We start from the raw sequence: 10,879 nt of genomic DNA on the forward strand, positions 1-10,879 counted from the left end.
TGGTTAAAAGATCGTTTTTAAACGCAATGCCCTCTTTGTTAGTTATTGGTTACATGAGCGCAGAATAGCTCTGATAGCATATCGTAAGTGAGGATGAATGAGCAGACAAAGTGTGGCGTTTCGGCGGGGAGATGCCATTCCTGGTTGGTTGCCAATAATGCTTGGTGTTATTACTGCTGTAGGCCCTGTTTCGACGGACGTTTACCTTCCTGCTCTTCCAGAAATGGAGCAGCAGCTGCATGCTCCTATTGGTTCTGGAAGTATGACGATGTCTGCTTGGGTTATTGGTTTAGCTATCGGGCAAATCAGTATCGGGCCTTTATCGGATCGATTTGGGCGTCGCTTACCACTTCTTATCGGGATGCTTGGTTATACCATAGGTGAAATTGGGTGTGCTTTAGCACCGAATATGACCGTTTTATGTATGTGGCGTTTGTTTGCTGCGCTTATGGCATCCGCTGGTCTTGTTATTCCTAATGCATGTATTCGAGACATTACCGAAGGGGAGCAATCTTCACGTTTGATGTCTCGATTGATTGTTATTCAAGGAGTGGTGCCTATCTTGGCGCCCACGCTGGGAGGTTATGCATTACAATTTGTAGATTGGCGGATGATCTTCTGGGCGACAGCGGTATATGGCGCCCTGTGTTCTTTTTTACTCCTCACGATTTTCCCAGAAACCTTACCTTTGAATGAACGCCGTGATTTACACCCTGTCTCTATCATGCGCCGATATAGTCAGATTTTAAGAAATCGTAGCTTTATCACGAATGGGTTGGTGTGGGCTTTTCTTGGTGTGATTACGTTCACCTATTTGAGTGGCGCTCCAATGTTGTTTGAGGTTGGATTCGGCCTGTCCCCTTTTGCGTACGGAATGCTCTTTGGTCTTTTTGCGGTTTGTATGATTGGTGCATCTGCTTTGAATGGTATTTTCGTACCTAAGGTCGGTGCGTCGAAAATGTTATTTAATGCTTTGATTGTTGGTCTGCTGGGAAGCTTGGTTTTTTTAGGAATTTCAGTTGTTGCTGGTGCGTCTGTTTCTTCGTCGGGACATTTTTCACCTGCTTATTTGTGGCCATTCATCATCGCATTAATGATCACAATGTCGCCAACTGGTATCATTGGTCCGAATTCTATGGTTGGTATTCTGTCAGAACAGTCTGAACGTGCTGGATCTGCTTCTGCTTTGGCGGGAACGATGCAGTATTTGTTTGGTGCTGTTGCGAGTGCGCTGTTTGGGTTTATGCCATCGGGGACATCGGTTTATCTAGCAGGTTTTCTTGTGTTTGCTTTTGGAGCAGCTCTGATATTTGCTTTGTTGAGACCTAAAACCACCTGATTTGCAGCGCTTTAGGACGGAGAATGAAGCGATGCAAGTGTTACTTGTTGAAGATGATGTAGCCATAGCTCTGGTTGTGAAGACGGTTCTTATGCAGCAAGGGTGGTCTGTTCATCTTGAGGATAATGCAGAGAACGCATTAGAGTGGGATGGAAGACCCACCCTGTTGGTAACGGACTATAATTTGGCCGGCGTGTTAAATGGATTTATTTTAGGGCAACGTTTAAGAGAACGCTGCCCACATTTGGCAATTGTCGTGATGTCCGGTGATTTTACGGATGGTCAGATTATAGATGACAGCATGGTCGTCTTATCAAAACCGTTTCGTAAGCAGATGTTGTTGGAAAAAATATCTCAAGCCCAAAAAGTAATTCAGGCTTGAGTTTTTAAGGCTTAGTCCTCTACATGCCTCTGTATTCATTAAGATGAAAGCAGGGCGGTATGTCATTTCAGGAACCTAAGCCATTAAACCTTAAAGATTATATTCGTGAGGTCCCAGATTTTCCAAAACCAGGGATCTTGTTTTATGATATTTCAACGTTGATTCGTTCTGCAGATGCTTGGCAGGTAGCAACTGGCCGGTTGGCACGTATTATATCGGCTTGGCAGCCAGATATATTAGCGGGAATTGAAAGTCGTGGCTTTTTAACCGCAGCGCCTCTTGCTCAGCGTTTAGGGTGCGGTTTTACGATGCTGCGTAAACCTGGGAAATTACCAGGAAAAACGATTTCGTTGAAATACGGCCTTGAGTATGGTGAAGATGAGCTTCACATTCAGGAAGATGCCATTAAATCTGGGCAACGTGTTGTTGTGTTGGATGATTTGTTAGCCACTGGAGGGACATTGGCGGCTTCTGTTAATCTTTTGCGAAAGGTGGGAGCAGAGGTTGTTGGAGCGAGTGTTCTTATTGAGCTTGCGGCTTTAAAAGGGCGTGAGAAGCTTGATATTCCATTGAATTCATTAATTACATACGAAGATTAAGGAAAAAAAATGTCTGGTATTTCTTCTCTATGGCGCACACGCTACCGTCACGACGCTCCGCAAGATTTACCAGACAATCCCACGTTGCAGCTTTTGATGAAGCATCATTCTGTACGTTCTTATTTACCGGATGAGTTGCCCGCAGGTGCACTGGAAGCTGGGATAGCGGCTGCATCTTCTGCTGCGACATCCAGCAATTTGCAGGCATGGTCTGTCGTGGCTGTGCAAGATAAAGAAACACGTAAGAGGCTTGCAGAGTTAGCGGGTGGCCAAAAACACATTGAAGTGGCCCCTGTATTTTTGGCATGGATTGTTGATCTGTCTCGGTTAGAGAGAATTGCGGCTCGTCGTGGTCTTGAAAGTGAAGCTTTGGATTACGAAGAAATGTTTCTCATGGGGACGCTCGACACAGGAATTGCAGCCCAAAATGCGGTAACAGCTTTTGAATCCATGGGCTTGGGAACCGTCTATATTGGCGGCCTGCGTAACCATTCGGAAGAGGTGGCTCAGTTGTTGAAACTACCACCCAAAACTGTCGCAGTTGTGGGTTTGTGTGTTGGCCGGCCAGAGCCTTCAAAACAAAATGGGTATAAGCCTCGCTTGTCTCAAAAGGTTGTTCTGCACCGTGAAGTTTATGACACCACTCAAGAGGTTGATGGTATTGCCGAGTATGATCGTGCTGATAGTGCGTATCAGCATGAGCAGGGTTTGCCGCAGCGTGCATGGTCAGAAACGGTGGCAAAGAGAGTGGAGAGTTACCGTGGTTTAAGTGGACGGCATGTGATGAAAGCTGTCCTGAATCGGTTAGGCTTTTCACTAAAGTAATGTTGCAACATGTATCGTGAAAAAAGAGCGTGGGTCTGACATCATTGTTTTTTCCAGAACTACCAATTCAGAACGTTCTGCCATCATTTTTGCAGGCTCTTGCAGAACAGCCTAATGTTGTTCTGGTTGCGCCGCCTGGAGCAGGAAAAACCACGGTTACGCCTTTGGCTCTTTTAGATGCGGTGTGGCTACAAGCACAAAAGATCATTCTTGTAGAGCCTCGGCGTGTTGCTGTCCGTGCCGCTGCAGCGCGTATGGCGTCTTCTTTACATGAAAAAGTAGGGGAAAGAGTTGGCTTTCGAACCCGTACAGAAAGTGCGGTTTCTGATAAAACTCAGATTGAGGTTTTAACGGAAGGGCTGTTTGTTCGTAGAATATTGGCCGACCCAACCTTCGATGGAGTGGGCATTGTTCTTTTTGATGAGGTGCATGAACGCTCTTTGGATTTAGACCTTGCATTAGCTTTTTGTTTGGATGTGCAAAAAGAGTTTCGGCCCGATCTGCGTATCGTGGCTATGTCAGCAACACCAGATGGCCGTGCGTTTACAACGTTAATGAATGCTGCCTTAATCGAAAGTGAAGGGCGTCAATATCCTGTGGAAATTCGCCATGGTCGAGACATTCCGCATTTGCGGGACCTGCCGTTGGTGTGTGCGAATACAATTCGAGATGTATGGGAGCATGAGGAAGGGGATATTTTAGCGTTTTTACCTGGTGTTGGAGAGATAAAAAGAACCCAGGCTCTTTTAGAAAAAGACTACCCTGTCTTTCCGTTGCATGGAGAACAGACGGCCCAAGAGCAGGATCAAGCAATTGCCCCCTCCTCAAAGAGGCGTATTGTTTTAGCGACATCTATTGCAGAAACATCAGTTACGGTTTCGGGTGTACGCATTGTAATTGATGGAGGTGTCCGGCGGGCTCCAAGGTTGAATCCGAATACAGGATTAGCACGTCTGGAAACGATCAAAATTTCTAAAGCAACAGCAACGCAACGGGCCGGTCGAGCGGGACGCCAATCGGATGGAGTTGCAATTCGCTTGTGGTCAGAAGCAACACAACGCGCCTTACGACCGCAGGAAGAGCCTGAAATTTTAGTTGTTGAATTAGCAGAGTTTGCGCTTTTGGCTGCATCGTGGCGGGAGATAATGGGAACAGAAGTGGAAGATCTTCCGTTACTAACCGTCCCGCCCGCAGGAGTTTTGGCCGCTGGGTATGAGTTGTTACGAGAGCTGGGGGCGCTTGACCAGAATAATGAGATTACAGATCTTGGGAAGAAAATGGCAGCGCTTGGCACTCATCCAAGGCTGGCTGCCATCTTGTGTTCAGCCCAAACTCAGGAAGAGCAGGTAACGGCGGCATGCTTGGCGGCATTACTTGAAGAACGAGATCCATTACGTACGAAAACGGGTGTTCCTCGTGCAGTTGGGATTGATATTCGAAAGCGTCTTTTACTTTTTTGGCATGAGGATACATCCGCGCATAGGAGTATGTTTCATATTCGCCAAGCCGCTAAACGCTTTTTGTGGAGAATGCGGCTTAAAAATGCTTCCTTAAAACCTGAGCCATCTTACGCTGGGGCTTTGCTTGCTGCGGGTTTTCCTGATCGTGTGGCAATGGCTGCAGGAGGTATTGGACGCTTTCGATTATCAGGAGGAAGCAGTGCTCGTGTGGGAGCAGATGATCCTCTCGCACGTGAAAAACTGTTGGCTGCCGTTGCTTTTCATACGAGGACAGCAACGGAAGTTACTTTGGCGGCTCCCATTGATTTTGATAATATTCCCCAAACACTTTTAGCCCGTACGACGGAACAGGTAGAGACGAGTTTAGACCCCGTATCAGGGCGTGTTATTGCACGCAGAAGGTTACGTCTGGGTAAGTTGATTTTGCGAGATCGTAATTCAGAGGTCGCGGCAGAAGAAGTTCAGGAATTGCTTCTGAAACAGGCGATGTCTGATTTGAAACGTTTTTTAGAGTGGGGAGATGCGGTTGAGCAGTTTCAAGCACGTGTCGGTTTAGCACGACAAACCTATGCTCCTCATGTGCCAGATTTATCGATAGAGGCACTTTCAGAAGATTCTGAGTGGTTGGCACCTTATCTTGCTGGGATTAATCAGCTGCATGAACTGAAAGGGATAGATGTTCTATCCGTGCTTAAAACATTATTGACTTACGAAGATAGGCAAATTTTAGAGCAAAAACTTCCTGCCCATATTCAGTTGAAAACATCTCACCAAAAGATTGACTATACAACGCCCACCCCAACGGTTTCCGCTAAAGCACAGTTGTTTTTTGGAATGGAGCATTTACCCGTCTTGGCTGATGGCAAGCTCAAATTACAATGTGCATTATTATCCCCAGCGGGTCGCCCACAGGCAATTACGTCGGACTTGGCTGGGTTTTGGAAGGGGGGATGGCGTGAAATGCGGCGTGAAATGCGTGGGAGATACCCCAAACACCAATGGCCAGAAGACCCATCGTTAAATGATGGGTCTTAAAGTTATGAGTGGCACCATTAATGGATTTTAAGGCGCCACAAACTATGTCTTATTGACGAGATTGAACAGCGTACTTGCCTGGTCCAGCAACAGCTAGAGCAAGAAGGCCGCCTGTGATGCTGATGTTTTTGTAGAAATGGATCATCATATCATAACGCATCATGCCATCCATGGTCCAGAAATGGTGACCAATGATACCTGTGATGATGGTGTAAATGCCAAGAAGGATAGCAATTGGTTCCAAGAAAACACCAAGAACGATCGCAATTGCTGAGCCAAGCTCCACAATAATAGCAAGGATAGCAGATGCTTCTGGCACAGGAGCACCTGTTTGCTGCATGTAAGCGACTGCAGCATTAAAGCCCATAAGTTTTGTCCAGCCCATAACGAAGAAAAGAATAGACATTAAAACTCGGCTGATGAGGAGGAGCTCATGACGAGGGATGAATGAAAGCATAAAAAGTTCCCTAAATAATAAATTATTTTTGGGACCTTACAGAGGATGGGTTTTTCACACAATATGGAAAAGTGTAAAGTTCGATATCTGGCTATAATTTGCTACAATAAGAGGCATAAAAAACGCATCTCGCTCAAGATTCGAGATTATATTTTTGGGAAAGAATAGTTTTTGTGCTAGCTGCAAGAGTGTGATGTTTTTTTTAATTTGGGGCTTATGAATCGTTCTGCACAAGCTGCGGTGATTGGAGCTGGAACAGCAACAGTAGTAACAGTTGTTGTGATGCTAACACTGGGGACCCACCGGGTAGCAGTTCAAGCCCCTTCTGTGATTAAACAGTCTTCCTCCGAGGCTAATATTCAGCCGTCCAATGCCTCGCCTGTTGTTATCAAGAAACATTTCATAATGATGCCTGAGGCCCCTGTAGCGGGAGAAAGTACAGACAAGCATGGTCTCCCGATACAGCCGGCTGTTCCTGCGGCAGCACCTGCGTTGCCTCCTGTATTAGTTAAATATGGGCCTCTCACTTTTTCGCCGTTAGTGCGTCAGGTTATTCCTGCGGTGGTTAACATCGCGATTACCGAACATAGTGCATCTTCTGGCAAAGAACGTGTCCCGCCCCAAATTAAAGGTACACCATTAGAAAAACGCTACCATGATCGGATGAAACAGCGCCAAGAAGAGATGATTGGCGCTGGTTCTGGGTTTATTGTTGATCCTTCAGGAATTATCGTAACCAATCGGCACGTTGTGGGTGGCGCTGATAAGGTTGAAGTGTCTTTGTCAAATGGTCGCGAAATGCCGGCTCGTTTGCTCGGAAGTGATGAGTTGACGGATATAGCGGTAATTAAGGTTGATAGTGCTCAACCTCTCCCGCATGTAACATGGGGAAATAGCCGGCAGACTGAAATTGGGGATTGGATTTTAGTCGCTGGGAATCCATTCGGGTTTGGGTCGTCCGTAACGGCGGGTATTGTGTCCGCGGTTGGGCGAGATTTGGGAATTGGCTCTTTAGACGATTTTATTCAGTTAGATGCTCCCATTAATCCGGGAAATTCAGGAGGTCCCGCTTTTAATATGCGGGGGCAAGTGATTGCTGTGAATGCAGCCATTGTGACTCCGGCAGGAGGATCTGTCGGTATTGGGTTTGGGATTCCGTCAGAAATTGTGGCTCCTATTGTTGCTGAGATTGAAGCCACAGGGCATGCAGAGCACGGGTGGCTGGGCATTACCCTTGATGATGGTGAAACCGATATCGGGATTGCAAGTGTTGATAATGGTGGCCCAGGGCAAAAAAGTGGGTTGCGCCGTGGGGATTTAGTTAAAAAAGTAGATGATATATCGGTTACAAGTGCGCGCATGTTATTGCGTTGTATTGCCGCAGCAAAACCGGGGATGACATTAAATTTTGTTGTGCAGCGCTCAGGAAAGAACTTAACACTTCCGGTCCATATTGGTCCTAGGCCGATGGATGCAGATAATTGATAAAATGATAGGTTGTTCTTTAAGAACAACAGCGTATTTTAGACAAAATTTTCCTAAGGGGTCGTAAGGAAAGAGAACGATGAGAATCTTGTTGGTTGAAGACGATTCCACTGTACGGTCATTTATTCTCAAAGGGTTGCGTGAGGCTGGCCATGTTGTGGATGAAGCAGGCAACGGCAAAGATGGATTGTTCCTTGCTGTCAGTGAAAATTATGATGTGGTTATTTTGGACCGCATGCTCCCCGGGGGGATTGATGGCGTCCGCATTTTAGAGACTTTGCGTAGTCAACAAAATGCAACTCCCGTCTTGTTGCTTTCTGCTTTGGCAGATGTTGATGAGCGTGTTGCTGGCCTAAAAGCGGGGGGGGATGATTATATGACCAAGCCCTATGCTTTTTCGGAGCTATTAGCGCGTGTGGAAGCGTTGGGACGACGAGGACGCCCTGAGACAACGCCTCAGACAAAGCTGGCAATTGGAGATCTGGAAATGGATCTCTTATCGCGTACCGTGAAACGTGGGAATGAAAAGATAGACTTACAGCCACGTGAATTTCGTTTGTTAGAGTTTCTTATTCGGCATGCAGGGCAGGTCGTAACGCGAACAATGCTTTTGGAACGAGTCTGGGATTATCATTTTGACCCTCAGACGAATGTTATTGATGTGCATGTTTCACGGCTAAGACAAAAAGTAGATAAACCTTTTTCGACCTCTTTAATTCATACGATTCGGAATGCAGGCTATATCCTGCGGGCGGATTAACTTGTGAAGGCTAATGGATCATTCTCATTTAAAAAGGTGATGCATTGGCCTATCCGGTCGGCAGGGCTGAATTTTGCCTTTGGCTATGGTGTGGTTTTTGTTCTGTCAGCCATATTTTGTTTATCTTTTATTTGGTGGAATACGACAGGCCAGCTGGATCGATCTGTACAGGCAGCGGTTCAGATTGATGCACGCGATCTTCAACAACGTTGGCTTCATGGTGGCGTAGAGGATTTAACGATCGCAATACAAGATCGTCTGGATCAAAACGTTGAAGATGATGAATTATATTTGTTAACGGGGCCTGATGGCCGAAAATATGCAGGAAATCTACCTGGATGGCCTGTGGTTATTGGGAATACCAACAAGTTTTATGAGTTAACCATTCGACGGGACGGATTACGCTCACAGGCAAAATTGCATGCGTATCATTTGTCGGCAGGGTATCAACTCATTGTTGGGCGGGATATTAAGGGACGGCAGCTTGTTCGGCATGTTCTGACAGATACATTAATATGGGCTGGGGTGATGATCACATTGTTTGCCGTAGGGGGCGCACTGGTGATCAGGAGAATTTTTCGACAAGTTGTTCATTCTATTGTGCGCACAACCTCTGCGGTTGCTCAGGGTGATTTAGGCCAACGGATTCCTCTTGTGGGGAATGAAACAGATCTAGTGGCTCATACCATCAATACGATGTTGGAGCGTATTAATCGGTTGATGGATGGTGTGAAACAGGTGTCGAATGCCATAGCGCATGATTTAAGAACACCGATCACACGCGCTCGGACACGTTTGGAAGATGCAAGCCTGCACGCCTTCTCTGATGGAGAGTTACGAGCAGCGATTGACCGAGCAATTTCAGATCTCGATCATATAACATCAATTTTTGAAGCTTTATTAAGAATTGCCCAGCTAGAAGCCGGAGCAAGACGGTCTGCCTTTACGGTTGTAGAACTTAAACCGCTACTGGAGAATTTGTACGAATTTTATGACCTTCTGTCAGAGGAGAAAGGCATAAAACTCAATCTTCGGATAAAAGAGAATGGATGTGTAAAAGGAGACCCACAGCTTATCCAACAGGCTGTTGCGAATATGTTGGATAACGCAATAAAATTTTCGCCTTCTAATACAGAAATTACGTTAACGTCTTGGGTCGAGAGAGAAAAAGTTCGTATTGCTGTAATCGATCAAGGGGCGGGGATGCCTCCTGAAGATATCAAAAGAGCATCAGAACGTTTTTTTCGTGCAGAATCTTCCCGTCATACACAAGGGTCTGGTTTGGGGCTATCTTTGGTTCAGGCTGTTGTAAACTTACATGGTGGCACTATGGAATTAAGTAATTGCTCACCAGGTTTTCAGGTTGTTTTATCTTTTTTAGTTATGAATAAAAAAGAAAGAAAAGAAGTTGTATGACATAAAAATTATGTATTTTTTATTTTTATATAAAAATAATTGATGTATAAAAATAGAATGAGAAATTTATTTATTCTTTTTTTATGCGTTTTAATGTTAGGAATTTTTAATAATTCCAAGGCAGCAGCAATTTCTCATGAAAATACAAAAAAAAATATAGTAAATAAATCGGATGGTACGATTTCTGTAACATCTGAAAGCATGGATTATTGTCAAAAATTAGTAAAAAATGTGGATAAATATTTGATTCAGCCGCATGAAATTCCTGTGGGAGCGATGGAAGATGCTCTGCGTTTAAGACAAGAGGGCGAGAAGTTTTGTCAGCATCATCGCATTCGAGGCGGGATAGCAAGGCTTCGGCGTGCTTTGGTTTTAATTAGGTCAAGTCAGGAACATAAATGAAACGCTTATTCGGGGTGGCTGCTTCTGTCGTGGCCGTAGCGTCTTGTCTGTCAACACAGATTGCGAGAGCAGCAGACAACAATGCCTCCTCCAATACAGAATTGACTTTTTCTGTTTCTGGGGAAGTTCGCTCGGCTCCAACACTATTAACGGCTCATTTGTTTGCGCAAGCACAGCGTTTGTCTGCTGTTGATGCACAAAAAATATTGAATGCGACGATCGCCGATGCCATGAAAATGGCTTCGAAACAGGCCGGTATAGATGTTAAGGCGGGTAGCTACTCTATTTCTGACTATACCCCCGAGCATGGCCATACTCAGTGGACAGCGCGTCAAAACATTAAGCTGAGTGGGAAAGACGCTGTTTCTATTCTTGATCTATCAGGAAAGTTACAGAGCCATGGCTTAATGCTGGAGGGACTGGACTGGTCTTTAGACGCTAAAACGCGAGACACACTTACTCAGCAGGCCCGAACGCAAGCGTTGAGCAAAGTAAAAGCTCAAGCTGAAGAAAGTGCAAAAGCATTGGGACTGCACCTTATTCGGCTAGAAAAGGTGGATATTTCCTCATTTCAACCTGAACAGCCTTATGAGATGTTACAAGCACGAGTAGGCGGCTCTGCTATGGAGGCGCCTCAAAGTAGTCCAGAAAGCCAGGTTGTGAAGGTTACTGTAAACGTGAAAGCAATTTTGGCACCATAATATAAGAGGTTTCCTGAG

11 protein-coding genes are annotated in these 10,879 nt (G+C 45.5%); 10 read left to right on the plus strand and 1 reads right to left on the minus strand.

Annotated features, from left to right (window positions below; genetic code table 11):
• Positions 1-97: 97 nt before the first annotated feature.
• From E3D00_RS05245 to hrpB, 5 genes are read left to right on the plus strand one after another with little or no spacing between them, the layout of a single operon-like run.
• Entirely contained in the window at positions 98-1,339 is a 1,242-nt protein-coding gene (locus E3D00_RS05245; protein ID WP_141460582.1) for a multidrug effflux MFS transporter, read from the plus strand.
• 31 nt (positions 1,340-1,370) lie between these two features.
• Positions 1,371-1,721: a response regulator gene (locus E3D00_RS05250; RefSeq protein ID WP_141460584.1), complete on the plus strand. Its 351-nt coding sequence runs from the start codon at positions 1,371-1,373 to the stop codon at positions 1,719-1,721.
• Between the two features lie 59 nt (positions 1,722-1,780).
• A complete protein-coding gene (locus tag E3D00_RS05255; RefSeq protein WP_141460586.1) occupies positions 1,781-2,320 on the plus strand; it encodes an adenine phosphoribosyltransferase in 540 nt (179 codons plus the stop codon).
• A 9-nt stretch (positions 2,321-2,329) separates the two neighbouring features.
• The gene (locus E3D00_RS05260; protein ID WP_141460588.1) at positions 2,330-3,145 is read left to right on the plus strand and encodes an NADPH-dependent oxidoreductase; all 816 of its coding nucleotides are present in this window, start codon (positions 2,330-2,332) and stop codon (positions 3,143-3,145) included.
• Between the two features lie 29 nt (positions 3,146-3,174).
• On the plus strand, positions 3,175-5,640 hold the full coding sequence (gene hrpB / locus E3D00_RS05265; RefSeq protein WP_246091361.1) for an ATP-dependent helicase HrpB: 2,466 nt from the start codon (positions 3,175-3,177) through the stop codon (positions 5,638-5,640).
• A 49-nt stretch (positions 5,641-5,689) separates the two neighbouring features.
• Here the strand turns inward: hrpB and E3D00_RS05270 are convergent, their stop codons facing one another.
• Positions 5,690-6,097: a DoxX family protein gene (locus E3D00_RS05270; protein ID WP_141460590.1), complete on the minus strand. Its 408-nt coding sequence runs from the start codon at positions 6,095-6,097 to the stop codon at positions 5,690-5,692.
• A gap of 405 nt (positions 6,098-6,502) precedes the next feature.
• On the opposite strand from E3D00_RS05270, the gene E3D00_RS05275 reads away from it, so the two are divergent.
• The 5 genes from E3D00_RS05275 (at position 6,503) to E3D00_RS05295 (ending at position 10,861) form a co-directional block, all read left to right on the plus strand.
• The gene (locus E3D00_RS05275) at positions 6,503-7,582 is read left to right on the plus strand and encodes a S1C family serine protease (RefSeq protein WP_456316390.1); all 1,080 of its coding nucleotides are present in this window, start codon (positions 6,503-6,505) and stop codon (positions 7,580-7,582) included.
• A 79-nt stretch (positions 7,583-7,661) separates the two neighbouring features.
• The gene (locus E3D00_RS05280; protein ID WP_141460594.1) at positions 7,662-8,342 is read left to right on the plus strand and encodes a winged helix-turn-helix domain-containing protein; all 681 of its coding nucleotides are present in this window, start codon (positions 7,662-7,664) and stop codon (positions 8,340-8,342) included.
• Between the two features lie 3 nt (positions 8,343-8,345).
• On the plus strand, positions 8,346-9,758 hold the full coding sequence (locus E3D00_RS05285) for a sensor histidine kinase (RefSeq protein WP_246091362.1): 1,413 nt from the start codon (positions 8,346-8,348) through the stop codon (positions 9,756-9,758).
• 93 nt (positions 9,759-9,851) lie between these two features.
• A complete protein-coding gene (locus tag E3D00_RS05290; protein WP_246091363.1) occupies positions 9,852-10,160 on the plus strand; it encodes a hypothetical protein in 309 nt (102 codons plus the stop codon).
• Positions 10,157-10,861 carry an SIMPL domain-containing protein gene (locus tag E3D00_RS05295; protein WP_141460598.1) on the plus strand — a complete coding sequence of 235 codons (705 nt, stop codon included), beginning with the start codon at positions 10,157-10,159 and terminating at the stop codon, positions 10,859-10,861. Before E3D00_RS05290 ends, E3D00_RS05295 begins: the two co-directional genes overlap by 4 nt.
• The last annotated feature ends 18 nt before the right edge of the window (positions 10,862-10,879 follow it).

The sequence above is a fragment of the Swingsia samuiensis genome (assembly GCF_006542355.1).
Taxonomy (GTDB): domain Bacteria; phylum Pseudomonadota; class Alphaproteobacteria; order Acetobacterales; family Acetobacteraceae; genus Gluconobacter; species Gluconobacter samuiensis.

What these genes read in the sequence shown, in the direction of transcription:
- E3D00_RS05250 (WP_141460584.1), top strand. Translation starts at nt 1,371, where the DNA reads ATGCAAGTGTTACTTGTTGAAGATGATGTAGCCATAGCTCTGGTTGTG.
- E3D00_RS05280 (WP_141460594.1), top strand. Translation starts at nt 7,662, where the DNA reads ATGAGAATCTTGTTGGTTGAAGACGATTCCACTGTACGGTCATTTATT.
- E3D00_RS05255 (WP_141460586.1), top strand. Translation starts at nt 1,781, where the DNA reads ATGTCATTTCAGGAACCTAAGCCATTAAACCTTAAAGATTATATTCGT.
- E3D00_RS05290 (WP_246091363.1), top strand. Translation starts at nt 9,852, where the DNA reads ATGTTAGGAATTTTTAATAATTCCAAGGCAGCAGCAATTTCTCATGAA.
- E3D00_RS05275 (WP_456316390.1), top strand. Translation starts at nt 6,503, where the DNA reads ATGATGCCTGAGGCCCCTGTAGCGGGAGAAAGTACAGACAAGCATGGT.
- E3D00_RS05260 (WP_141460588.1), top strand. Translation starts at nt 2,330, where the DNA reads ATGTCTGGTATTTCTTCTCTATGGCGCACACGCTACCGTCACGACGCT.
- E3D00_RS05245 (WP_141460582.1), top strand. Translation starts at nt 98, where the DNA reads ATGAGCAGACAAAGTGTGGCGTTTCGGCGGGGAGATGCCATTCCTGGT.
- E3D00_RS05270 (WP_141460590.1), bottom strand. Translation starts at nt 6,097, where the DNA reads ATGCTTTCATTCATCCCTCGTCATGAGCTCCTCCTCATCAGCCGAGTT.
- E3D00_RS05295 (WP_141460598.1), top strand. Translation starts at nt 10,157, where the DNA reads ATGAAACGCTTATTCGGGGTGGCTGCTTCTGTCGTGGCCGTAGCGTCT.